The 23,508-nt window shown below is 67.3% G+C and carries 17 protein-coding genes; 8 read left to right on the top strand and 9 right to left on the bottom strand.

Annotated elements, in window-relative coordinates:
• Nucleotides 1–178: 178 nt before the first annotated feature.
• The 5 genes from PGN16_RS01285 to carA form a co-directional block, all read right to left on the bottom strand.
• A complete protein-coding gene (locus tag PGN16_RS01285) occupies nucleotides 179–964 on the bottom strand; it encodes an APH(3') family aminoglycoside O-phosphotransferase (RefSeq protein ID WP_335307590.1) in 786 nt (261 codons plus the stop codon).
• A complete protein-coding gene (greA, locus tag PGN16_RS01280) occupies nucleotides 964–1,440 on the bottom strand; it encodes a transcription elongation factor GreA (RefSeq protein ID WP_184033653.1) in 477 nt (158 codons plus the stop codon). The genes PGN16_RS01285 and greA overlap by 1 nt, the downstream gene beginning before the upstream one ends.
• Nucleotides 1,441–1,527: 87 nt before the next feature.
• Nucleotides 1,528–4,872: a carbamoyl-phosphate synthase large subunit gene (carB, locus tag PGN16_RS01275; RefSeq protein ID WP_335307589.1), complete on the bottom strand. Its 3,345-nt coding sequence runs from the start codon at nucleotides 4,870–4,872 to the stop codon at nucleotides 1,528–1,530.
• Between the two features lie 8 nt (nucleotides 4,873–4,880).
• Nucleotides 4,881–5,084 carry a DUF4177 domain-containing protein gene (locus PGN16_RS01270; protein ID WP_335307588.1) on the bottom strand — a complete coding sequence of 68 codons (204 nt, stop codon included), beginning with the start codon at nucleotides 5,082–5,084 and terminating at the stop codon, nucleotides 4,881–4,883.
• On the bottom strand, nucleotides 5,081–6,268 hold the full coding sequence (gene carA, locus PGN16_RS01265) for a glutamine-hydrolyzing carbamoyl-phosphate synthase small subunit (protein ID WP_335307587.1): 1,188 nt from the start codon (nucleotides 6,266–6,268) through the stop codon (nucleotides 5,081–5,083). The genes PGN16_RS01270 and carA overlap by 4 nt, the downstream gene beginning before the upstream one ends.
• 95 nt (nucleotides 6,269–6,363) lie before the next feature.
• Here carA and PGN16_RS01260 point away from each other — a divergent pair, with 95 nt between their 5' ends.
• From PGN16_RS01260 to PGN16_RS01230, 7 genes are all read left to right on the top strand, one after another.
• Complete coding sequence (locus PGN16_RS01260) at nucleotides 6,364–6,816, top strand: GatB/YqeY domain-containing protein (protein WP_335307586.1); 453 nt, start codon at nucleotides 6,364–6,366, stop codon at nucleotides 6,814–6,816.
• A gap of 122 nt (nucleotides 6,817–6,938) precedes the next feature.
• Nucleotides 6,939–7,304 carry a GIY-YIG nuclease family protein gene (locus tag PGN16_RS01255; protein WP_335307585.1) on the top strand — a complete coding sequence of 122 codons (366 nt, stop codon included), beginning with the start codon at nucleotides 6,939–6,941 and terminating at the stop codon, nucleotides 7,302–7,304.
• Nucleotides 7,301–9,196, top strand: coding sequence for a DNA primase (gene dnaG / locus PGN16_RS01250; protein ID WP_335307584.1), 1,896 nt, complete (start codon nucleotides 7,301–7,303; stop codon nucleotides 9,194–9,196). Before PGN16_RS01255 ends, dnaG begins: the two co-directional genes overlap by 4 nt.
• Nucleotides 9,196–11,223, top strand: coding sequence for an RNA polymerase sigma factor RpoD (gene rpoD, locus PGN16_RS01245; protein ID WP_335307583.1), 2,028 nt, complete (start codon nucleotides 9,196–9,198; stop codon nucleotides 11,221–11,223). Before dnaG ends, rpoD begins: the two co-directional genes overlap by 1 nt.
• A 188-nt stretch (nucleotides 11,224–11,411) precedes the next feature.
• Nucleotides 11,412–12,071, top strand: coding sequence for a DUF6975 family protein (locus PGN16_RS01240; RefSeq protein WP_335307582.1), 660 nt, complete (start codon nucleotides 11,412–11,414; stop codon nucleotides 12,069–12,071).
• A 73-nt stretch (nucleotides 12,072–12,144) separates the two neighbouring features.
• Nucleotides 12,145–12,996, top strand: a complete 852-nt coding sequence (locus tag PGN16_RS01235; protein ID WP_335307581.1) for an AAA family ATPase — start codon at nucleotides 12,145–12,147, stop codon at nucleotides 12,994–12,996.
• Nucleotides 12,996–14,174 (top strand): vWA domain-containing protein, encoded by a 1,179-nt coding sequence (locus tag PGN16_RS01230; protein ID WP_335307580.1) that lies wholly within the window; start codon nucleotides 12,996–12,998, stop codon nucleotides 14,172–14,174. The genes PGN16_RS01235 and PGN16_RS01230 overlap by 1 nt, the downstream gene beginning before the upstream one ends.
• Nucleotides 14,175–14,404: 230 nt before the next feature.
• Here the strand turns inward: PGN16_RS01230 and PGN16_RS01225 are convergent, their stop codons facing one another.
• Nucleotides 14,405–14,803: a hypothetical protein gene (locus PGN16_RS01225; RefSeq protein WP_335307579.1), complete on the bottom strand. Its 399-nt coding sequence runs from the start codon at nucleotides 14,801–14,803 to the stop codon at nucleotides 14,405–14,407.
• Nucleotides 14,804–14,938: 135 nt separating this feature from the next.
• On the opposite strand from PGN16_RS01225, the gene PGN16_RS01220 reads away from it, so the two are divergent.
• Nucleotides 14,939–18,091, top strand: coding sequence for a TRCF domain-containing protein (locus PGN16_RS01220; RefSeq protein WP_335307578.1), 3,153 nt, complete (start codon nucleotides 14,939–14,941; stop codon nucleotides 18,089–18,091).
• Nucleotides 18,092–18,432: 341 nt separating this feature from the next.
• Here PGN16_RS01220 and PGN16_RS01215 read toward each other — a convergent pair whose 3' ends face one another.
• The 3 genes from PGN16_RS01215 to PGN16_RS01205 all read right to left on the bottom strand — a co-directional run bounded on the left by PGN16_RS01215 (nucleotide 18,433) and on the right by PGN16_RS01205 (nucleotide 23,305).
• A complete protein-coding gene (locus tag PGN16_RS01215; protein ID WP_335307577.1) occupies nucleotides 18,433–19,734 on the bottom strand; it encodes an OmpP1/FadL family transporter in 1,302 nt (433 codons plus the stop codon).
• 107 nt (nucleotides 19,735–19,841) lie between these two features.
• A complete protein-coding gene (locus PGN16_RS01210) occupies nucleotides 19,842–22,169 on the bottom strand; it encodes a 3-hydroxyacyl-CoA dehydrogenase/enoyl-CoA hydratase family protein (protein WP_335307576.1) in 2,328 nt (775 codons plus the stop codon).
• Nucleotides 22,169–23,305 carry a thiolase family protein gene (locus tag PGN16_RS01205; protein ID WP_335307575.1) on the bottom strand — a complete coding sequence of 379 codons (1,137 nt, stop codon included), beginning with the start codon at nucleotides 23,303–23,305 and terminating at the stop codon, nucleotides 22,169–22,171. The genes PGN16_RS01210 and PGN16_RS01205 overlap by 1 nt, the downstream gene beginning before the upstream one ends.
• Between the last annotated feature and the right edge of the window lie 203 nt (nucleotides 23,306–23,508).

The following is a 23,508-nucleotide window of genomic DNA, read 5'->3' as shown; positions in this document are numbered from 1 at the left end:
CAGTCGATAGTTAGGCCAGCGTGCCGGCACGCAAACATAAATGCGTCCAGCGTCTGCTCGTCGCGAAGACGCGCCTGATCGCTCGCTTCCCCCGTTCGTCGTGCCGGAATTTGGACCCGCTTCTTGTGGCCGGGCGCGTGGCCAGAATGGCAGGATCACCTTCTCAGGCGACGCGACATCAGAACAGTTCGTCGAGCGTCCGATGGAATAGCAGGCGCGCCTCGTCGACCGCCTCGATCCCGAGCGCGGCAAGCAAGGCGCGCTGCGCCGCTTCGCCGAAGTCGCCGAGATTCTCCCATAGTATCGCGATGTCTTGGTAAGGATCTGCAATACCAAGCCGGCCGACGTCGATGCACTCCGTCACCCTGCCATCGGCATCAAGCAAGACGTTGCCGAGCGAAAGATCGCCGTGCGTGACAACGCGGCCGGTCGCATGGCTCGCCAATGCTTCGGCCTTTGCCAGCACGGCGGCAGCGCTCATGCCGAGATGGTCGTCGCCGAAGTCGTCCTCGTCGACCGCCCCCGCCGCGACGAGCTTTCGGGCCGCGGCGAGCCTCACCGACGCCGAAGCATCGAACGGGCATTCGTCCACCGGAAGAGCGTGAAGCGCCCGCAGGAAGGTCGCAAAACCGTGGATGACCTGTGGCAACAGGTCGGGACGTTCGTCAAGCCACGCATCACCGGTCTTGCCGGGCGCAGCGGTGGTCAGCAGCCATGCTGCATCAAGCTCGACGACAGTGGAGACGAGCCGTACCGTCGGCACCCGTCCCTGCGACCAGCGCAGCCGAATGGCTTCATCGGCTACGGCATCCGCCACGGCACCTTCGCCATATTTCAGGAACAGCCGTGCACCGTCAGCCGCAGCGATACGGTGGATCACGCCACCGGATTCGCCTTCCGGCTCACGCTCCCATGTCGCGCCCGTCAGCCGCTCCCGCCACGACGGTGGGAGCGGGATCGGCATCAGATGAACTCGATCTTCGACACCAGATAATAACGGTCACCCGCCGGCACCGACACCTCGACCTCGTCGTCGAGGCTGCGCCCGATCAACGCGCGGCCCAGCGGCGAGTTGTAGCTGATCCGCCCGGTCTTCGCATCGGCCTCGGTCTGGCCGACGATCTGATACTTGACCGGCTTCTCGTCCTCGTCGAGCAAAGTGACGGTCGCGCCGAACACGATCTTGTCGCCCGACAGGTCGCGCGGATCAATGATCTGCGCGCGGCTCAACTTGTCCTCGATGTCGGCGATCGTCGCCTCGACCTGCCCCTGCCGCTCCTTCGCGGCATGATATTCGGCGTTCTCCGAAAGGTCGCCGTGGGCGCGCGCTTCCTCGATCGCATCGACGATCAACGGGCGCTCGGTCTTCAGCCGCTTCAGGTCGGCAGTCAGCTTTTCATAGCCTTCCTGCAACATCGGCATCTTCTCGACCGTCGCCATCGCCCTTGTCCTTCGTAAAAACGCGTCCCCGGAAGCGGCCCTCTCCCTGCGAAGGCCGCCCCCTACATCAGCACATATGTCCGGGGATCAGTTGTGCGGCTGCGAATAATAGGATTGCAGCGGCCGTACTTCAAGGTTGCGTGAACCATCACCCTTAACCGCGGCGTGGATCGCCTGCGCCGCCTGCACCGCCGCCGAGGCGGTGGTGAAATACGGCACCTTGCCGTTCACCGCCGAGGCGCGGATCGGCTGCGAGTCCTTCAGGCTTTGCCAGCCCTCGGTGGTGTTGAAGATCAACGCGATCGCACCATCCTTGATCCGGTCGACGATATGCGGACGCCCCTGCGCGACCTTGTTGACCGTCTCGACCGGCAGCCCGGCGCGCGACAGGTGATCGGCGGTCCCGGTGGTCGCGACGATCGTGAAGCCCGCAGCGACCAGCGCACGCACCGCGGGCACGATCAAATCCTTGTCGCCCGGCTTGACGCTGACGAACACCGCGCCGCTGGTCGGCAGAACGGTGCCCGCGCCGAGCTGCGACTTGGCGAAGGCGGTGGTGAAGTCGGGCGAGATGCCCATCACCTCGCCGGTGCTCTTCATTTCCGGCGACAGCACCGGATCGATGCCCGGGAAGCGCGCGAACGGGAACACCGCTTCCTTGACCGCATAATAGTCGATCTGCCGGTCGATCGTCGGCAGGTCGCGCAGCTTCTCGCCCGCCATTACGCGGCTGGCGATCTTGGCGATCGGCGCGCCGATCGCCTTGGCGACGAACGGCACCGTGCGGCTGGCGCGCGGGTTGACTTCGATGAGGTACACCTGCCCGTCCTTGACCGCGAACTGGATGTTCATCAGCCCGACGACGTTCAGCCCGCGCGCCAGCGCATCCGCCTGCCGCTCGATCTCGGCGATGATCTCGGCCGGCAGCGAATAGGGCGGGATCGAGCAGGCGCTGTCGCCCGAATGGACCCCGGCCTCCTCGATATGCTGAAGCACGCCCGCGACCACGACATCCTCGCCGTCGCAGATCGCATCGACATCGACCTCGATCGCGTCGCGCAGATATTGATCGATCAGCACCGGCGCGTCGCCCGACACCTGTACCGCGGTCTGGATATAATCCTCCAGCTGCTGGTCGCTGTCGACGATCTCCATCGCGCGCCCGCCGAGCACGTAGCTCGGACGCATCAGCACCGGATAGCCGATGCGATTGGCGACGTTGAGCGCCTCGGCGCGGCTGCGCGCGATCCCGTTCGACGGCTGGAGCAGCTTGAGCCGGTTGACCAGCGCCGCGAACCGCTCGCGATCCTCGGCGAGGTCGATCGCATCGGGCGAGGTGCCGAGGATCGGAATCCCCGCCTTCTCCAGCGCGCGCGCGAGGTTCAGCGGCGTCTGCCCGCCGAATTGCACGATCACCCCGACCAGCTCGCCCTTCGACTGTTCGACGTGCAGGATCTCCAGCACGTCCTCGGCGGTCAGCGGCTCGAAATAGAGGCGGTCCGACGTGTCATAATCGGTGCTCACCGTCTCCGGATTGCAATTGACCATGATCGTCTCATAGCCCGCGTCCGCCAGCGCGAAGCAGGCGTGGCAGCAGCAATAATCGAACTCGATCCCCTGCCCGATCCGGTTCGGCCCGCCGCCCAGGATCACGATCTTGCGGCGATCCGACGGCTGCGCCTCGTTCTCGGGCTCGCCGAACGACGGCGCCTCATAGGTCGAATACATATACGGCGTCTTGGCGTCGAACTCGGCCGCGCAGGTGTCGATCCGCTTGAAGACCGGACGCACGCCCAGCTTCAGGCGATGCTCGCGCACTTCGTCCTCGGTCACGCCGCCGGTCATCGCCTTGACCGCCTCGTGGATCAGCCCCGAACCGCGCGCGATCCCGCGCTCCATGCCGCGCAGATTCGCCGATTGCAGCGCCAACCACGCCAGACGCTTGTCGCTGAAGCCCATCGCCTTCAGCCGGCGCATGCCCGCCGCCTCGATCGGCAGCCCGTCCTTCATCACCTCGTTCTCGGCCGCGACGATCTCCGCCATCCGCTCGAGGAACCACGGATCGTATTTGGCGATCGCATTCACTTCGGCGACGGTGAAGCCTTCACGCAGCGCCTGCGCGGCGACCAGCAAGCGGTCGGGGGTCGGCGAGGCGAGCGCCGCCTCGATCTCGGCGCGCGGCGCGCCGACCAGCCGCTCGACATGGTTGAAGCCCGACAGCCCGGTCTCCAGCCCGCGCAGCGCCTTCTGCATCGATTCGTGGATGTTGCGGCCGATCGCCATCACCTCGCCGACCGACTTCATCGCGGTGCCCAGCACCGCCTCGGCGCCCTTGAACTTCTCGAAGGCGAAGCGCGGGATCTTGGTGACGACGTAGTCGATCGTCGGCTCGAAGCTCGCCGGGGTCGCACCGGTAATGTCGTTCTCGATCTCGTCGAGCGTATAGCCGACCGCCAGCTTGGCGGCGACCTTGGCGATCGGGAAGCCGGTCGCCTTCGACGCCAGCGCCGACGAACGCGACACGCGCGGGTTCATCTCGATGACGATCAGGCGGCCGTCCTTCGGATTGACCGCGAACTGCACGTTCGACCCGCCGGTCTCGACGCCGATCTCGCGCAGCACCGCGATGCTGGCGTTGCGCATGATCTGATATTCCTTGTCGGTCAGCGTCAGCGCGGGCGCGACGGTGATCGAGTCGCCCGTATGGACGCCCATCGGATCGACATTCTCGATCGAGCAGATGATGATGCAATTGTCCGCGCGGTCGCGGACCACCTCCATCTCATATTCCTTCCAGCCGAGCAGCGATTCCTCGATCAGCACCTCGGTAGTCGGCGAGGCGTCGAGCCCCTTGCGGACGATCTCGATGAATTCCTCGCGATTGTACGCGATCCCGCCGCCGGTGCCGCCCAAAGTGAAGCTCGGGCGGATGATCGCGGGCAGCCCGACCTTCTCCAGCCCCTCCAGCGCTTCCTTTTCGGTATGCGCGATATGGCTGCGCGCGCTTTCCAGCCCGATCTTGTCCATCGCGTCGCGGAACTTCAGCCGGTCCTCGGCCTTGTCGATCGCGTCCGCATCGGCGCCGATCATCGTCACGCCGAACTTCTCCAGCGTGCCGTCGCGGAACAGCGCCAGCGCGGTGTTGAGCGCGGTTTGCCCCCCCATGGTGGGAAGAACCGCGTCCGGACGCTCACGTTCGATGATGCGCGCGACGACTTCCGGCGTGATCGGCTCGACATAGGTGGCGTCGGCCAGCTCGGGATCGGTCATGATCGTCGCCGGGTTCGAATTGACCAGGACGATGCGATAGCCCTCTTCCTTGAGCGCCTTGATCGCCTGCGTGCCCGAATAATCGAACTCGCACGCCTGCCCGATGATGATCGGACCCGCGCCGATGACGAGGATGGAGGAGATGTCGGTGCGTTTGGGCATGGTTCCGCTCAGCCCTTAGGGCGCTTGAAGATGAGCACATGCCGGGCAGTGGTGCCCAGCTTGGCGTAGTCGAGGCTGGTCACAAGTTCCCAGCCCTGCGAGCCGAGATACGTGAGGCCACCCTGAAGGGATTGCTTATGGTCGCTGCCGTCGGACGTACGAAGATGCACGAAGCCGTCGTCGTATTCCGCGGTCAGATATTCCCACGTCACGTGAGCGACCCCACGAACCGCTCGAACAGGTAGAAGCTATCCTGCGGCCCCGGGCTCGCTTCGGGGTGGTATTGCACCGAGAACGCCGGTCGGTCGGTCAGCTCCAGCCCCGCATTCGACCCGTCGAACAGCGAGACATGCGTTTCGCGCGCGTTCGCGGGCAGCGAGTCGCGCTCGACCGCGAAGCCGTGGTTCATGCTGGTGATCTCGACCGCGCCGTCCTGCACACGCTTGACAGGATGGTTCGCGCCGCGATGCCCCTGGAACATCTTGGTCGTCCGCGCACCCACCGCCAGCGCCAACAACTGGTGCCCGAGGCAGATGCCGAACAGCGGCTTGCCGGTGTCGAGCAGCTGGCGGATCACCGGAACCGCATATTCCCCGGTCGCCGCGGGATCGCCGGGGCCGTTCGACAGGAAGATGCCGTCCGGGTTCAGCGCCATGATCTCGTCGAACGTGGCATTCGCCGGTACGACCGAAACCTTCGCACCCGCCTGAACAATGTTTCGAAAGATATTGAACTTGCTGCCATAGTCGATCGCGACGACATGCGGCCGCGCCGCGCTTTGTGCCCCGTCTGCGGCACCTTCGCCAACATCGAACCCGAAGCCGAGCTTCCAGATGCCGCCCGCCCACGTGCCGTGCGTCTCGCGGGTCACGTCCTTGGCGAGGTCCATCCCCTCCAGCCCCGGCCAGCCGCGCGCCATCTTGAGCAGCGCGTCGAGATCGAACTCCCCGGTCGGCGAATGCGCCACCACGCCGTTCGGCGCCCCACCCGAGCGGATGCGCCGCGTCAGCGCGCGCGTGTCGATGCCGGCCAGCCCAATGCGCGTGTGGCGCTTCATCCAGCCGTCTAAGTTCTCCATCGCGCGGAAATTGCTCGGCGCGGTCGGGTCTTCGCGGACGATCATGCCCAAAGCGTGCGGATTGTCCGCCTCCACGTCGTCGGGGTTCGCGCCGACGTTGCCGATGTGCGGGAAGGTGAAGGTGATGATCTGCCCGGCGAAGGACGGATCGGTCATGATTTCCTGATAGCCGGTCATCGCGGTGTGGAAGCACACCTCGCCGACCGCGGCGCCCTCCGCGCCGAAGCCGCGCCCCCACGCGACCTCTCCATTGGCCAGAACGAGGACGCCGGTGGCGCCTTCGGGCATGGGGGCGTGCGGAAACTCAGGCTCGGCCATGATGGGCGGGCACTCCTTGAAAGGGTCGGCAATGTCGCTAAGCCCCGCCCGCTAGAGACGCATCGGCGATGCGTCAATCTGTTAAGGACGAGTAGATGATTCGCGACGACATCAAGGCAGCGCAGATCGCGGCGATGAAGGCCGGCGACAAGGAAGCACGCGGCGCTATCGGCTTGATTCAGGCCGCGATCAAGAATCGCGACATCGAGGCACGCACCGGATCGGCGCCAACCGACGATGACGCGCTGGTGATCGAGGTTCTGCAGAAAATGGTGAAGCAGCGCCGCGAATCGATCGCGATGTACGAACAGGGCGGCCGCGCCGAACTCGCCGCCGCCGAGGCCGCCGAGGTCGCGGTGATCGAACGCTTCCTCCCCGCGCAGATGAGCGAAGACGAGACCAGGGCCGCGATCGAGTCGATCAAGGCCGATCTCGGCGCGAGCGGCATGAAGGACATGGGCCGCGTGATGGCCGAACTGAAGGCGCGCCACGCCACGACGCTCGACATGAGCAAGGCGAGCGGGCTGGTGAAGGCGGCGTTGGCCTGACCCGGTCAGGGACGGAGGGGAGCAGGCACAACGCTCCTCCCCGTTCGTGCTGAGCCTGTCGAAGCACGTGCCCCGAAAGGCAACATCTCGACCTGAACGCCTTGATGTGGCAGGCGCAGGCGATGGTGTTCTGGGCATATCTTCTGCGATGCGGAGACGGCAGCTATTATGCCGGCCATACGGACAACCTGCCGAGTCGCATCGGTTCGCATCAGGCGGGGCGCGGCGGCGACTACACCGCGCGGCGACTTCCGGTGGCACTTGTCTGGTCGCAGGAGTTCCCGACCCGGATCGAGGCGCTGGAAAGCGAGCGGCGTATCAAGGGCTGGTCGCGAGCGAAGAAGGAAGCGCTGATCGCGGGTGATTGGGCGAGGATTTCGCAATTGGCCGCGTCGTCCGGGGCACGTCCTTCGACAAGCTCAGGACGAACGGAAGTTGGAGCGGAAAGCGCGACTGACCTGCCCGCGTCCGCCGGAGCTTGCGCATGAGCCTCACCCCTGCCTTCCTTGATGAGCTTCGCGCCCGCACCTCGCTGACCGCGCTCGTCGGCAAGACGGTGAAGCTCACCCGCGCCGGCCGCGAGTCGAAGGGCTGCTGCCCGTTCCACAACGAAAAGACTCCCAGCTTCTACGTCAACGACGACAAGGGCTTTTACCACTGCTTCGGCTGCTCGGCGCACGGCGATGCGATCCGCTGGCTGACCGATCATCAGGGCCTGCCGTTCATGGACGCGGTGAAGGAACTCGCCGCCGCAGCCGGGATGGAGGTCCCCGCCCCCGACACGCGCGCCGCGCAGCGCGCCGAAAAGGCGAAGTCGCTCCACGACGTGATGCAGGCCGCCGCCGACTGGTTCACGCAGCAACTCGGCGGGATCGACGGCGCGGAAGCGCGCGCGCTGCTGGACCGGCGCGGGATCAAGGACGCGACCCGCAAGGCGTTCGGCTTCGGCTATGCCCCCGACGCGCGCGGCCGGCTGCGCACCGCGCTCAAGGACTTCGGCGACGACATGCTCGTCGAGGCCGGGTTGCTGATCCAGGTCGAAGGCAAGGAGCCCTATGACCGGTTCCGCGGTCGGCTGATGATCCCGATCCGCGATCCGCGCGGGCGCGTGATTGCGTTCGGTGGGCGGATCATCGGCGAGGGCGAGCCGAAATATCTCAATTCGCCCGACACCCCGCTCTTCGACAAGGGCCGTACACTCTACAATCTCGATCGCGCCTTGCCTGCCGCGCGCAAGACCGCACGGCTGTTCGTGGTCGAGGGCTATATGGACGCGATCGCGCTCGCGCAGGGCGGGATCAGCGAGACCGTCGCCCCGCTCGGCACGGCGCTGACCGAGCAGCAGCTCGAGCGGTTGTGGCGCGTGGTCGACGTGCCAATGTTGTGCTTCGACGGCGACAAGCCCGGGCAGAAGGCCGCGATCCGCGCCCTGCACCGCGCGCTGCCGCTACTCGCGCCCGGCCGCAGCCTCGGCTTCGCGACGCTCCCGGAGGGGCAGGACCCCGACGACCTGATGCGCGCCAAGGGCGCACAGGGGTTCGAGGCGCTGGTGCGCGATGCGGAGCCGCTGGTCGATCGGCTGTGGAAGCACGAACTCGCCGCCGAACCGCTCGACACGCCCGAGCAGCGCGCCGGGCTGAAGAAGCGACTGAACGATCTCGCCGAGACGATCGCCGACCCGTCGGTGAAGGCCGAGTACAAGGCCGAGTTTCGCAACCGCTTCGACGAGCGCTTCGCGCGCCAGCGGCAGCCGTTCCAGCAGCGGCAGCCTTTCTACCCGATGGGGCAGCGCAAGCCCGGCCAGAAATGGTCGCCGCCCCCGCCGCCCGTCACCGAGGACGCCAAGAAGGTCGGCGCCGCCGGCAATATCGACCGCGTGCTCGCCAAGGCGGTGCTCGCCGGGCTGATCCGCCACCCCGCGGAGATCGCGCGGCACATGGAGGTGCTCGGCAGCCTCAAGCTCGCCGATGGCGCGCTCGGGCGGCTGTTCGAGGCGGTCGTCGACGTCGCGCTGGAGGACCGCCGCGCCGCGCCGCTTGATAGCGGCGGGCTCGTCACCATATTGGCGCGATCCGGTTTCGAGGCGATCGCCCATGATCTTCTGAGAGCCGATACGATGCCCTATTCGTTCACCCGCGCCGGTGGCGACGAAAAGCAGGCGCGCGAGGACCTCGATGAGGCGATCGCGGTGCTGATCGCGCGGCCGGAGGTGGATGCGGCGCTCGCGGAGGCGACCTCGGCGATGCAGACGCATTTCACCGCCGAGGCGTTCGAACGACAGGTGGCATTGGTGAACGAACAGCGTGCGCTCGACGAGCGACTTGCAAATCTGGTGCAAGCAAACGAAGACGCCCGCGCGCTTGGACCCGAGGACGATTGATGGCGAAGATGAACGGTGGCGGTGCTGACGAAGGCGCGGAAGTGGCCGATGCTCCGCTGATCGACCTGAACGACGCGAACATCAAGAAGCTGATCGCCCGCGCCAAGAAGCGCGGCTACATCACCTACGACCAGCTCAACGAAGCGCTCCCGCAGGATCAGATGTCCTCCGATCAGCTCGAGGACGTGATGTCGGCGCTCAATGAAATGGGCGTCAACATCGTCGAGAACGAGGAACAGGGCGAGGACGGCGAGAGCGAGGAGCGCGCCGACGACGAGGAGCAGGAAGCGGTCGACGGCGAGTCCGACGGCTCTGCCCCCGCGGTCGAAAAGAAGAAGGAGACGGTCGATCGCACCGACGATCCCGTCCGCATGTACCTGCGCGAGATGGGAGCGGTCGAGCTGCTGTCGCGCGAGGGCGAGATCGCGATCGCCAAGCGCATCGAGGCCGGCCGCGACACGATGATCCTCGGGCTGTGCGAAAGCCCGATCACCTTCAACGCGATCATCGACTGGTCGACCGCGCTCAACGAAGGCACGATGCAGCTGCGCGAGATCGTCGATCTCGACGCGATGCTCTCCAAGGGTCCGTCGGCCGAGCAGGTCGAGGGCGCCGAGGACGATTCGGGCGAGATCAGCGCCTCGAACGCCGGGCCGCAGTTCAAGGAAGAGGACGAGCCCGAGGAAGCGCCCGCCGACGACGATGACGACATGACCGAGCGCCGTGCGCCGCGTCCCTCCGACGAGGAAGAGGAGGACAACACCCTCAGCCTCGCGCAGATGGAGGAAACGCTCAAGCCGCAGGCGCTGGAGAAGTTCGCCAACATCACCGCCATCTATCGCAAGTTCTCCAAGATGCAGGAGAGCCGGCTGGAGGCGATGAGCAACGGCATCGAGCTGTCGGCCGCCGAAGAGCGCAAGTATCAGAAGCTGCGCGAGGACCTGACCGCCGAGGTCGAGAGCGTCCAGTTCCACCAGACCAAGATCGAATATCTGGTCGACCAGCTCTACAGCTACAACCGCCGGCTGACGACGCTGGGCGGGCAGATGCTGCGGCTGGCCGAGCGCCACAAGGTGAACCGCAAGGATTTCCTCGAGCGGTACATGGGGCATGAGCTGGACGAGGGCTTCCTCGCTTCGGTGACCGGGCTCGACAAGAAGTGGACGGCGTTCGCGACCAATGAGGTCGCGGCTGTCGATCGCATCCGCACCGAGATCAGCGAGATTTCGCAGCAGACCGGCATGGCGCTCAGCGAGTTCCGCCGCATCGTCAACATGGTCCAGAAGGCGGAGCGCGAAGCGCGCATCGCCAAGAAGGAGATGGTCGAGGCGAACCTGCGGCTCGTGATCTCGATCGCCAAGAAGTACACCAACCGCGGGTTGCAGTTCCTGGATCTGATCCAGGAGGGGAACATCGGGCTGATGAAGGCGGTCGACAAGTTCGAGTACCGCCGCGGTTACAAGTTCTCGACCTATGCCACCTGGTGGATCCGGCAGGCGATCACGCGCTCGATCGCGGATCAGGCGCGCACGATCCGCATCCCGGTCCATATGATCGAGACGATCAACAAACTGGTCCGCACCAGCCGCCAGTTCCTGCATGAGCAGGGCCGCGAACCGACCCCGGAAGAGATGGCCGAGCGCCTCTCGATGCCGCTGGAGAAGGTCCGCAAGGTGATGAAAATCGCCAAGGAGCCGATCTCCCTCGAAACGCCGATCGGCGACGAGGAGGACTCGCACCTCGGCGACTTCATCGAGGACAAGAATGCGGTGATCCCGGTCGACGCCGCGATCCAGGCGAACCTCAAGGAGACCGTCACCCGCGTCCTCGCCAGCCTCACCCCGCGTGAGGAGCGCGTGCTGCGGATGCGCTTTGGGATCGGGATGAACACCGATCACACGCTGGAAGAGGTCGGCCAGCAGTTCAGCGTGACGCGCGAGCGTATTCGCCAGATCGAGGCCAAGGCGCTGCGCAAGCTGAAGCACCCGTCGCGCAGCCGCAAGATGCGCAGCTTCCTCGACCAATAAGCTGAACCGGAGAGCGGGGCCTGTCCCGCTCTCCATGGATCGATCCGAGTGGCAGGCCGGGTCGACAATGGTCGCGCGGCATCGCTCGCCGCCTCCGCCGTAAACCGCGCCTTTACGTCCCCGCGCTACGGTCACCGCCGATCGCCGTGCCGCTACTGGCCGGTGAGCGCCACCGAGCGGAGGAATGCGTGACCATCGCCATCGACAAGCGGCCTCAGGGCTGCGCCGGGACGATCCTTGCGATGGTCGCCAGCGACGGCACCGCCGCCGCGCCGCATGCGCGCGCGCTGATGGAAACGACCGCAACGCTGCGCGACATCGCCGACGCGGTCCACGCGCTGTGTATCATCCACGGCGCCTTTCCCGGAATCGTCGACCACGCCAGCAACGGCTGCACCGATCCGTTCGCGCGTGACTGGCTCGCGCAGGCCGCGGCCGCGGTCAGCGGGGAGCGCGCGCTGCTGGTCCGCCTGACCGCCGCAGTCGGCCCGTTGCCGTCGACGCCCGGCCAGGCCGCGTCGCAGGCAGCGATCCTTGGGCAGCGCAACGCCCTTGAGATGCTGGCTCGCTCCGATCGTGCAGGCTGCGCGACCGGCACCGCGATCGCGTTCGTCCTCGATTGGGCCGCAGTGCGCGGCGTCCTCGACAGCGGCGCACGCCGGATGGCGCTGCCGGTTGGGGAGTCGTTCGAACCGGCGGCAACGCAGGCGATCGCCCTGCTCCGCGCGATCGAAGCGACGGCATCGGTCGAACGCGCCATGGCGTTCGGGGCGCAGCAGATGCTCGCACAGCATCGCGGGCTGTGGCAATTGCTGGAGGCCCGCGCCACCGCGCGTCACGCCATGTAAGGTCTGGTTCTTGCACGGGCTTGGTTCGGCCCGCTATCCCATACCCGATCTTCGATGAGGGACGGGTTGAGCGATGCAGCGCTTCGAGGGCACGCAGGATTATGTTGCGACCGACGATTTGAAAGTTGCGGTCAACGCCGCGGTGGCGCTGCGCCGGCCGCTGCTGGTCAAGGGCGAGCCGGGCACCGGCAAGACCGTGCTCGCGCAGGAGATCGCCCGCGCCGTGGGTGCCGAGCTGATCGAGTGGAACGTCAAGTCCACCACCAAGGCGCAACAGGGTCTCTACGAATATGACGCGGTCGCGCGGCTGCGTGACGGGCAATTGGGCGACCCGCGCGTCCACGACATCGCCAATTACATCCGCCGCGGCAAATTGTGGGAGGCGTTCACCCGCCCCACCCCGCCGGTGCTGCTGATCGACGAGATCGACAAGGCCGATATCGAATTCCCGAACGACCTGTTGAAGGAACTCGATCGGATGGAGTTCCACGTCTACGAAACCGGCGAGACGGTACGCGCCGCGCAGCGCCCGATCGTCGTCATCACCTCGAACAACGAAAAGGAACTGCCCGACGCGTTCCTGCGCCGCTGCTTCTTCCACTATATCCGCTTCCCCGATCGCGAGACGATGCAGGCGATCGTCGACGTGCACTTCCCCGGCATCCAGAAGCTGCTGGTCGGCCGCGCGCTCGACATCTTCTACGAGGTTCGCGAGGTGCCCGGCCTGAAGAAGAAGCCCTCGACCAGCGAGTTGCTCGACTGGCTCAAGCTGCTGCTCCACGAGGATATGCCGCTCGACGTGCTCCAGAACCGCGATCCAACCAAGGCGATCCCGCCGCTGCACGGCGCGCTGCTCAAGAACGAGCAGGACGTGATGCTGTTCGAGCGGCTGGCGTTCATGGCGCGTCGGAATACGCGCGGCTAATGTTCCTCGCGTTCCTCGACCAGCTGCGCGCTGCCGGCATTCCGGCGGGGATGAAGGAGCATCTGCTGCTGCTCGAGGCGTTGCAGGCCGAGGTGATCGAGCGCAGCCCGGAGGAATTCTACCATCTGTCGCGCGCGATCTACGTCAAGGACGAAGGACTGTACGACCGCTTCGACCGCGTGTTCGCGCAAGTGTTCAACGGACTGGAGACGAGCTTCGCCGACGCCGGTGCGGCGATCCCCGACGAATGGCTGAAGGCGATCGCCGAACGCTATCTGAGTCCGGAGGAGATGGCGAAGATCGCCGCGCTCGGCTCGTGGGACGAGATCATGGACACGCTCCGCCAGCGGCTGGAGGAGCAGCACGCCCGGCATCAGGGCGGGTCGAAATGGATCGGCACCGGCGGCACCAGCCCGTTCGGCAATGGCGGTTACAATCCCGCCGGGGTGCGGATCGGCGGCGAGTCGCGCCACCGTCGCGCGATCAAGGTCTGGGAACAGCGTGAATTCTGCGATCTCGACAACAGCCGGGAACTCGGCACACGCAACATCAAGGTCGCGCTGCGGCGTCTGCGCCGCTTCGCACGGGAGGGCGCGGCCGACGAGCTGGACATCGACGCGACGATCGCCGGCACCGCGCGGCGCGGCTGGCTGGATGTCGCGATGCGCCCCGAACGGCGCAACGTGGTCAAGCTGTTGCTCTTCCTCGACGTCGGCGGGTCGATGGACCCGTACATCCGGCTGTGCGAGGACCTGTTCTCGGCCGCCACGGCCGAGTTCCGCCACCTCGAATTCTTCTACTTCCACAATTGCCCGTATGAGGGCGTGTGGAAGGACAACCGCCGCCGCTTTCAGGAGCGCACGCCGTTATGGGACGTGCTTCACCGTTTCGGTCACGATCACAAACTGGTGCTGGTCGGCGACGCGTCGATGAGCCCGTATGAGATCACCCAGCCCGGAGGGTCGGTCGAGCATATGAACGACGAACCCGGCGCGGTGTGGATGCAGCGGCTCACTGCCACATACCCAGCCGCGGCGTGGCTCAATCCCTTACCGGAAGCGCATTGGGACTATACCGCTTCGGTTGGCATGATCCGGGAGCTGATGGGCGGGCGCATGTATCCACTGACGCTTGACGGGCTGGATGAGGCAATGCGCGAGCTGACCCGCAAGCGCTGAACGGTTGCGCGCCACGCACCCATGATCGCGCAGGTTGCAATTGCTGCATCACGTTTCCTTCACCAAATGGCTGGCACACGCTGCGTCGCAGCAAACCAGCATTTTGTGAGGCCGTGATGCTCTACCTCGTCTATTTGATCGCCCAATATCGCAACCAGGCCCGTGCGCGCACCGAAGCCGCCAACGACACCGACCTCCGCCGCGCTGCCTAAGTCGGCCTGGCGCAGCGCCTATTTGGAAGCGCTGCGCACATAGGGGGTGAAGTTGCCGAGCAGCAGCGACGCCTTCGGAATGCGCGATCCGCGGTTCAGCGGTCGCACCTGATCGTTGCGGCACAATTGCCCGCCGAACGGCTCGGAAATCAGGATGTCATCGTCGTCCAGCGTCTCGGCGCGCGCCTGCGGCACGTTGACGTAGATCCGCGAGCCGATCCGCCATGCGAGCGCGCGCTGCGAGATGATCTGCACCGAATTGTTGTCGGTGGGGCTGAGCGGGATGCAGCGCACGGGCGCCTCCGCCACCCGCCCCTTGAGCAGTCGGGCGAGATCGGCATCGGGGCTGGACCGCGCGGCCTGGGCAGGGGCGGCAAGGGCGGCGACCAGCGCCGCGGCGACGATCATTTTCTTCATGGATAGTCTCCTGACACGCGCTGACTGAACCAGCGCTGACCCATGGCGATCCATCGCTAATCTGAAGCAAGTGAATGACCCCGGAACGGCAAAGGGTCACGGCCCGTTCGTAGGGCGTATGGACGCTTCCCGCTAATGCCCGCCGTCGATCCGGCCGCCCCGCCCTCCGTCGCCGAACAGGCTGCGATGCTCGCCGAACTGCTCGCGAAGGAGAATTTGATCGTCGCGCTCGCCGACGATGTTCGCGCCGCCGCGGTGGCGCTGGCGCTGGAGGCCGCGATGCCCGACGCGGCGGTGCTGTTCTGTCCCGGCAGCGACGCATTGCCCGGCGAGGATGCGCCCCCCTCCCCCGCCAACGTCGGGCAGCGCGTCTCGGCGTTGCGTCGCGCCCGCCGGCTTGGCGCGGAGAAGCGGCCGCCGCGGATCGCGCTCGTCACCACCGGCGAGGCACTGGCGCGCGCCTATCCGTCGCCCGCCGCGTTCGACTCGGTGCCGCCGACCATCAGGCATGGCGCGACGCTGGACCTAGCGGCGCTCTTTGCTGAACTCGAGGAACTCGGCTATATCAGTGACGAGCGCGTCGACGAGCCCGGCGAGGTTGCGCTGCGCGGTCAGGTGCTTGATGTCTTCCCGGCAGATGCGGCGCTGCCGCTGCGCGTCGAGGTCGCCGACGGCAAGGTGGCCGCGCTGCGCTGCTACGATCCCGCCGATCAGCGCTCGATCGACGATGTCGCGGAGCGCGAACTCGGCCGCGTCGCCGAGCCCGCCCCCGGCCATGATCGCACCACCTTGCTCGACCATCTGCCGGGCGCGACGGTCGTCATCGACGAGGCCGCCGACGATCGCCGTCGTCGCTTCCTGACGCTCGTCGCCGACGCGACCCGACGCGCGCCGAAACGCGCCGCGCGCGACGTGATCGACGACGCAGCGTGGGAGAAGGCGCTTGCCGCGCGCGAGCGACGGACGCTGGCGCGCGAAGGCGAGCCGCCGCCGCGCTTCGCCGAACACAAGGCACCGCTGCGCGCCTTTGCCAGACTGGCGAAGGAGGCGCGCCAGGCGGGTGACCGCGTCGTGCTGCTCGGCAGCGCGCGCGACCTGCGGTTCCTGCGCGCACGGATCGCCAAGGCGCTCGGCGACGAGCCTGTCGCGGTCGACGCATGGGCCAAGGTCGCCAAGGCGAAGCGTGGTGCGTTGCTGACGCTCGCATGGGCGGCCGATCGCGGCTTCCGGCGCAAGGGCGTTCTCGCGGTCGCCGCCGCCGACCTGCTCGGCAGCCGCGCCGAACGCGAGCAACTCGCCGGGGCGCCGACCGACCCCGCGCTGCTCGACCTCGGCGAGATCCGCATCGGCGATGTCGTCGTCCATGAGGATCACGGGATCGGTGTGGTCGCCGGGCTGGAGCAGCTGCCCGATGACGGCGGCGACGCCATCAAACTCACCTATGCGCAGGACGGCGTGCGGCTGGTGCCCGTGGGCGAGGCCGATCGCATCTGGCGCTACGGCGCGGAGGCGGATGCGGTGACGCTCGATCGGCTCGACGGATCGAGCTGGCAGAAGCGGCGCGGCGAGATCGATGCCGCGATTGCGCAGAGCGCGCGCGACCTGACCGCGCTGGCGGAGGAACGCGCCGCGCGCGATGCGCCGGTGCTCGACCCCGATCCCGCCGCCTACGAGCGGTTCGCGGCCGGCTTCGCCTTCACCGAGACCGCCGATCAGGCCAAGGCGATCGCCGCGGTGCGCGCCGACCTTGCCGCCGGGCGCCCGATGGACCGGCTGGTGATCGGCGACGTCGGTTACGGCAAGACCGAGGTCGCGTTGCGCGCCGCCGCGCTCGCTGCGCTCGCGGGCAAGCAGGTCGCGATCGCCGCGCCGACCACCGTGCTGGCGCGCCAGCACCTCGACACCTTCACCGCGCGCTTCGAGGGCAGCGGCATCGAAGTCGCCGGGCTGTCGCGACTGTCGAGCGCTGCCGAGAAGAAGCGGGTCAGGGCCGGCCTCGCCGACGGCACGATCCGGATTGTCGTCGGTACCGGGGCGGTCGCGGGCAAGGGCGTGACCTACAAGGATCTCGCGCTGGTCGTCATCGACGAGGAGCAGCGCTTCGGCGCGGCCGACAAGGACAAGCTGCGCGCGCTGTCCGCCGGGCACGTGCTGACGCTGTCGGCGACGCCGATCCCGCGCACGCTGCAGTCCGCGCTGGTCGGGCTGCAGCAATTGTCGATCATCGCCACCCCGCCGGCGCGCCGCCAGCCGATCCGCACCGCGGTCGGCAGCTTCAACCCCGAGACGCTGCGCGCCGCGCTGCTGCGCGAGAAAAGCCGCGGTGGGCAGAGCTTTGTCGTGGTGCCGCGGATCGCCGACATGGCCCCGCTCGCCGAACAGCTCGCCAAGCTGGTCCCCGATCTCGAGGTGATCGAGGCGCACGGAAAATTGCCCGCCGACGATCTCGACGCGGCGATGGTACGGTTCGGGCGTGGCGAGGGCGACGTGCTGCTCGCCACCAACATCATCGAGGCCGGGCTCGACGTGCCGCGCGCCAATACGATGGTGATCGCGCACGCCGACCGCTTTGGCCTGTCGCAGCTCCACCAGCTGCGCGGACGGGTCGGGCGCGGCAGCCGGCGCGGGCAGGTGCTGCTGTTCACCGATCCCGACCACGCGATCGCTCCTCGGACGCTCAAGCGGCTGCGGACGCTGGAGGCTTTCGACCGGCTGGGTGCCGGCTTCGCGATCAGCGCGCGCGACCTCGACATGCGCGGTGCCGGCGACCTGCTCGGTGAGACGCAGGCGGGACATATGAAGCTGATCGGGATCGATCTTTACCAGCAATTGCTCGAAGGTGCGCTGCGTCGTGCGCGCGGCGAGGAGGTCGAGCGCTGGACCCCGGAACTGCACCTCGGCGTCGAGGGGCGGCTGCCCGAGACGTGGATCCCCGACGAGGAATTGCGCGTGACGATCTATGCGCGGCTGGCGCGGATCACCGAGGCGGCGGCGCTCGACGCGCTGGAGGAGGAACTGGAGGACCGGTTCGGCGCGCTTCCCGACGAAGCGCGTACCCTGCTGGCGACCGCGCGGCTGCGTGTCGATGCGCGGGCGGCGGGGATCGCCAAGGTCAGTGCGGGACCGGCGGCGGTGGCGCTGGAGCCGCACAACGGTACTGCGATCGACGCGGCGGCGTTCGGGCTGGAGCAGAAGGAACGGCGCTTCCTGCTGCGCGAGCGGATCGACGATCCGTTCGCCCGGCTGGAACGCGCGGGCGAACTGGTGCGCGAGATGGCCGAGGCGTGAGCGCGCGGATGTTGGCGAAGGTGGCGCAGAACGGGTGGTTGAAGCGCTGCTGTGGCGCCGGGGTGTGCGCGGGGGCTCTTACGGTAGCGGTTGTTGGACGGTGTAGGACATAGCCGTCGTCCCGGCCCTGAGCCGGGACCCCGCTTCCTTCTTTCGATCGATCATGATGACAAGCGTTTTGCGCAAGCCGTTCGTCATTGCGAGCGAAGCGAAGCAATCCAGGGCCGGACCAGGACGCCCTGGATTGCTTCGCTTCGCTCGCAATGACGGATCAGGTTTACGTCTTTGTAATTCAAAGAGAAGCGGGGCCCCGGATCAAGTCCGGGGCGACGGTGTGGTGATCAGAAGCGGACGCGGCCGCCGAGCGAGAGGACGATCGCGCGGGCGTCCTCAAGCCGGCCGTTGACGAGGATCGGCGTCTGCACCGCGCTGCCGGCATAGGCAGCGGTTGTGCGGTCGATCGTCGCATCCTCGAAGTCGACGTAATTGGCCGCGGCATCCAGCGAGAAGTGCGGCGTGACGTCGAACGACGCACCGACCGCGTAATTCCAGCGGTTTGCGTCGGGCACGCGCGCATCGCGCTCGCCGTCGCGGGTCGGGGTCAGCGTGCGCTGCGCACCGCCGCGCAGCGTCAGGCGCGGCGACACGGCATAGTCGATGCCCGCGGCGTAGCTCCAGATGCTGCGATAGTTTTCCGGCAGTGCGGCGTTGAGCGGCGCGCCGAGGCGGATCGCGTCGAACTTCTCCCAGGTATAGCGGATCGTCTGCGCGTTGAGCGTCAGCTTGTCGGTGGCGCGGAAGCGGCCGCCGACCATGATCTGCGCCGGCGTGTAGAAGGTCGCCTCGACATCGTTCAGCGTGCGGTTCTGCCCGGCGAGCGGCCCCAGCAGCCCGCTGACGGTCAGGTCGCCCTTGAGATTGTGCTTGATCGCCGACTTGTAGCTGACGCCGACGGTCGCCCAGTCGTTGTGCATCTGGAAGCCGGCGGTCCAGCCCACGTCCCAGCCGCCGCCGGCCAGCTTCTGGCTGCCGTCGGGAAGCGATGCCGACAGGTTGGGCAGCGCGTTCGTCAGGCTGGCTTCGGTATGCTCGATGTTGGCGGCACCGCCGACGCGCAACCAGTCGGTGACCGCGACAGCGACCGACGGCTGGATGTCGAACGTGCGCAGATAGGTGCGGTCGGCGCTGTAGCGAGCCCAGCTGTTGTTGTCATAGTCGGTTGTGAAACTGTACGGCGAGGTCACCGCCAGGCCGACCGCGAGCCGGTCACCCAGCGGGATCGCGACCGCGCCCGAGGGCAACACACCGTTGTTGATCGGATCGCGCGACGAGGACGAGCCCCCGACCGGCGCGAGCGTGCCGCCCGGCCGACCGATCACAGTGCCCTTGTCGACCACGTCACCCTTGGGGAGGATCACCGACGCGCTGACGGTCGCCTCCGCACGCTCGATCCCGGCGATCGCCGCCGGGTTCCACCACAAGGACGCCGCGCCCGTGTCGGCGGCCTCGCCCGAGAAGGCACGGCCCGCGCCACGTGCGGCCTGCTCCTGAAGGTAGAAGGCCTGCGCGTGCGCGGCGCCGGCCAGCGCGGACGAACCGGCGAGCACGGCCAGCGAGGCGATGATGCGGTGACGGGTGTTCATGGCGATCCTCATGTCTTTTTGTGTCTGGGCCCGGTGTTCCTGCGTCCCGTGTCGTTGAACGCAGGATGAACTTCCTCCCCCGCCCGGGCCGACGGGGAGAGGCTGCGTCAATTGCGCAACGGTTTGCCGGTCATCAACATGCTTTCGACGCGCGCATGGGTGCGTTCGTCATGCGCGCTCTCCATGAACGCGGCGCGCTCCAGGTCAAGCAATTGCTGCTCGGTGACGGTGTCGACCAGATCGGCTTCGCCGCCGGTCAGCACGTTGGCGAGCCGCCCGGCGACGACCTCGTCATAGGCGGTGGCGACGCCCTTGCGGCGGAAGTCGGCGACCGCGCCGGCCAGCCCGGTGCGCCCGCTGGCACCCGGCAGGCGAAAGGTCGGCGGTTCGGGCGGGGTGTAGCCGTCGACCAGCGCCAGCGCCTTCGCCTTGGCGTCGGCGAGCAGCCGGTCGCGGTTCATCGTGATGCCGTCGGAGGGGCGCAGGAACGCCATCTCCTTGGCCTGCCCAGCCGAGCGCGAGACCTGCGCGGTCGAGATCAGCTCGAACGCCTTCATGACGGCGGGCATCGGCCCGCGCGGCATCCCCTTCGACTTCGCGAGCCGATCGAGCAGTTCGCCATGCCCGCCCCAGCCCGGCACCAGCCCGACCCCGGCCTCGACCAGCCCGATATAGCTCTCGGCATGCGCCTGCACTGCGTCGGAGTGGAGCAGCACCTCGCACCCGCCGCCGAGCGCCATGCCGGCCGGGGCGCTGACCACCGGGAACGGCGCATATTTCAGCGCCTTGAACGCCTGCTGCCCGCCGACGATCAGCTTCTCGATCTCGCCCCATGCCCCGGCCTTCACCGCGAAGAGCGCGAGCCCGAGATTGGCGCCGGCCGAGAAGTTGCTGCCCTCGTTATAGATCACCAGCGCCTTGTACCGCTCCTGCACCAGCGGGATCGCCTGCTGGATCAGGCTGGCGACCTCGCCGTCGAGCGCGTTCATCTTGGCGGTGAATTCGAGACACAGCACGCCGTCGCCGATGTCCCACAGCGCGGCCGACGCGCTTTTCGCCACCGGCTGCGAGCGGCGCTTGATGTCCTCGAGCAGCACCACGCCTTCGGCGCGCGGCACGTCATGATAGTCGCCATCGCTGCCGAGATATTGCCGCACCCCGCCCTCGACGCGGTAGAAGGGGCGGTCCCCGGCGGTGTCGAGGATCCCGGGCACGGCGCGGCCCTCGGCGCGCAGCCGCTCGGCGAGCTTGCCCGGCCCCAGCCGGTCGATCAGCTCGAACGGGCCGAACTTCCAGTTATAGCCGAGCTTCATCGCGTCATCGATCGCGACGACATCGTCAGCGGCCTCGCCGACCAGCATCGCGGCATAGCTCAGCACGTTGCCGAGGATCGTCCACGCATAATCACCGACCTTGCCGGGGACAGTCACCAGCGCAGCGAGGTCCTTCTCGGCGGCGGCGGGCAGCGCCTCGGGCTTGGCTTCGGGGCGGTAGTCGCCAGTGGTCAGGTCGATCGCCAGCTTGGTGCGCTTGCCATCGGCACCCTTGTCGAGCCGGTAGAAGCCGCCCTTGCCCTTGCGGCCGGTGAAGCCCTCCGCGATCATCCGGTCGACCAGCGGCAGCGGGCGGACGGTCGCGAAATAGGGATCGCCCTGCGGCAGCGTGTCCGACAGGCTTTTGGCGAGCAGCGGCATCAGGTCGACGCCGACGAGGTCGATCAGCGCGAAGATGCCGGTCTTCGGCACGCCCATCGGGCGCCCGCCGATCTGGTCGGCTTCCTCGACGGTCAGCCCCTGATCGATCGCGGCATTGACCGCGACCGCTAGCCAATAGGTGCCGATCCGGTTGGCGATGAAGCCCGGCGTGTCCTTGGCGCGGACGATGCGCTTGCCCATGAAGCGGTCGACGAAAGCCTCGACCTTCTCCGCGGTGCCGGCGTCGGTGGCGGTGCCGCGGACGATCTCGACCAGCCGCATGTAGCGCGGCGGGTTGAAGAAGTGCGTGATGAGGAAGTCGCGGCGGAACTGCTCGCTGCGGCCCTCGACCAGCCGTTCGAGCGGGATCGTCGAGGTGTTCGACGATACCGCGGTGCCCGGACGCTTGAGCTGCTCCAGCTTCGCGTAGAGCGATTGCTTGATGTCGAGCCGCTCGACGATCGCCTCGACGATCCAGTCGCATTCGGCGACCCGCGACAGATGATCGTCGATGTTGCCGGTTTCGACCAGCTTCGCCGCTGCCTTCGACATGAACGGTGCGGGCTCGGTCTTGAGCATCTTCGCGACCGCGCCCTTGGCGACCGCGTCGCGATCGTCGCCCTGCTTGGCAGGAATGTCGAGCAGCAGCACCGGCACACCGGCATTGGCGACCTGCGCGGCGATCCCCGCGCCCATCACGCCTGCGCCGATCACGCAGACTTTCTTGATCGGCTCGCTCATCACACGCGCTCCAGCACGGTGGCGATGCCCTGCCCGCCGCCGATGCACTGCGTGGCGAGCGCATAGCGCTTGCCCTCGCGCGCGAGCAAAGCGGCGGCCTTGCCGACGATCCGCGCGCCGGTCGCCCCCAGCGGGTGACCGATCGCGATCGCGCCGCCGTCGAGGTTGATCGTCTCTTCCTTGAGCCCGAGGTCGCGGATGCAGGCGATCGCCTGACTCGCGAACGCCTCGTTGATCTCGACGATGTCGAGGTCGTTCGACGAGATGCCGGCGCGCTCCAGCGCCTTCTTCGACGCGCCGATCGGGCCGAGCCCCATCGTCTCGGGATCGCAGCCCGAGACGCTGATCGCCTTGATCCTGGCGAGGATCGGCAGGTTGTGCTGCTTGGCGAACGCCTCCGAGGTGACGAGCACCGCGCTGGCGCCGTCGGTGAGCGGCGAGGAGGTGCCGGCGGTCACCGAACCGTCCTGAGAGAACGCCGGCTTGAGCCCGGCGAGCGCCTCGGGGGTGGTGTCGGGGCGGAGCGTGCCGTCCTGATCGACCGCGCCGGCCTTCGTCTTGATCGCGACGATCTCGTCGGACAGGCGGCCGTCCTCGCGCGCCGCGGCGGCCTTCTGTTGGCTCTTCACCGCGAAGGCTTCCTGCTCGGTGCGGGTGATCTGGTATTTTTGCGCGACGTTTTCGGCGGTCTGACCCATGCCCATGTACGCGCCCGCGCTCTTGGCGGCGAGTTCCGGGTTGGGGAGCGGGTTGTAGCCGCCCATCGGCACGCGGCTCATCGATTCCAGCCCGGCGCAGATATAGGCCTCGCCCGCGCCGACCGCGATCTGGCCCATCGCGATATGGATCGCGCTCATCGACGAGCCGCAGAAGCGGTTGACGGTCATGCCGCCGACCGACAGCGGCAGATCGGCGAGCAGGCCGATCATCCGCGCGACGTTCAGCCCCTGCTCGCCCTCCGGGAAGGCGCAGCCGAGCACAATGTCCTCGATCAGCGACGGGTCGACGCCGGTCTTCTCGATCAGCCCGCGGATCGTCTGCGCGGCGAGGTCGTCGGGACGGACCCGCGCCAGCGCGCCCTTGCCCGCCAAGTGGAACGGCGACCGGGCGTAGCCCGCAATCACGACGTCGGTCATCGGTAACCCTCTCGATGCGATATGTTGGCTACCGTTTACGTCAACGTCAGCGGGGGCTCAAGGGGTTTCGAAGACCGTCGCCCCTGCGGAGGCAGGGGCCTATGTCTGTGGCGTGGTGCGGAGTATCTGACACATGAGTGTCGTCCGTGTGTCAGATGCTCCGATGGAGGCCACAGACATGGGCCCCTGCCTTCGCAGGGGCG

This window comes from Sphingomonas phyllosphaerae (genome assembly GCF_036946485.1).
Taxonomy (GTDB): Bacteria; Pseudomonadota; Alphaproteobacteria; order Sphingomonadales; family Sphingomonadaceae; genus Sphingomonas; species Sphingomonas phyllosphaerae_E.
Note: the sequence above shows the minus strand (reverse complement) of the source record. Positions and strands in the feature narration are given on the sequence as shown.

Bases quoted from the DNA above. Each gene is read 5' to 3' on its own strand.
- dnaG (WP_335307584.1), top strand. From the start codon at position 7,301: ATGAGCCTCACCCCTGCCTTCCTTGATGAGCTTCGCGCCCGCACCTCG.
- greA (WP_184033653.1), bottom strand. From the start codon at position 1,440: ATGGCGACGGTCGAGAAGATGCCGATGTTGCAGGAAGGCTATGAAAAG.
- PGN16_RS01210 (WP_335307576.1), bottom strand. From the start codon at position 22,169: ATGAGCGAGCCGATCAAGAAAGTCTGCGTGATCGGCGCAGGCGTGATG.
- carA (WP_335307587.1), bottom strand. From the start codon at position 6,268: ATGGCCGAGCCTGAGTTTCCGCACGCCCCCATGCCCGAAGGCGCCACC.
- PGN16_RS01260 (WP_335307586.1), top strand. From the start codon at position 6,364: ATGATTCGCGACGACATCAAGGCAGCGCAGATCGCGGCGATGAAGGCC.
- PGN16_RS01230 (WP_335307580.1), top strand. From the start codon at position 12,996: ATGTTCCTCGCGTTCCTCGACCAGCTGCGCGCTGCCGGCATTCCGGCG.
- carB (WP_335307589.1), bottom strand. From the start codon at position 4,872: ATGCCCAAACGCACCGACATCTCCTCCATCCTCGTCATCGGCGCGGGT.
- PGN16_RS01205 (WP_335307575.1), bottom strand. From the start codon at position 23,305: ATGACCGACGTCGTGATTGCGGGCTACGCCCGGTCGCCGTTCCACTTG.
- rpoD (WP_335307583.1), top strand. From the start codon at position 9,196: ATGGCGAAGATGAACGGTGGCGGTGCTGACGAAGGCGCGGAAGTGGCC.
- PGN16_RS01235 (WP_335307581.1), top strand. From the start codon at position 12,145: ATGCAGCGCTTCGAGGGCACGCAGGATTATGTTGCGACCGACGATTTG.
- PGN16_RS01225 (WP_335307579.1), bottom strand. From the start codon at position 14,803: ATGAAGAAAATGATCGTCGCCGCGGCGCTGGTCGCCGCCCTTGCCGCC.
- PGN16_RS01255 (WP_335307585.1), top strand. From the start codon at position 6,939: ATGGTGTTCTGGGCATATCTTCTGCGATGCGGAGACGGCAGCTATTAT.
- PGN16_RS01285 (WP_335307590.1), bottom strand. From the start codon at position 964: ATGCCGATCCCGCTCCCACCGTCGTGGCGGGAGCGGCTGACGGGCGCG.
- PGN16_RS01220 (WP_335307578.1), top strand. From the start codon at position 14,939: ATGCCCGCCGTCGATCCGGCCGCCCCGCCCTCCGTCGCCGAACAGGCT.
- PGN16_RS01215 (WP_335307577.1), bottom strand. From the start codon at position 19,734: ATGAACACCCGTCACCGCATCATCGCCTCGCTGGCCGTGCTCGCCGGT.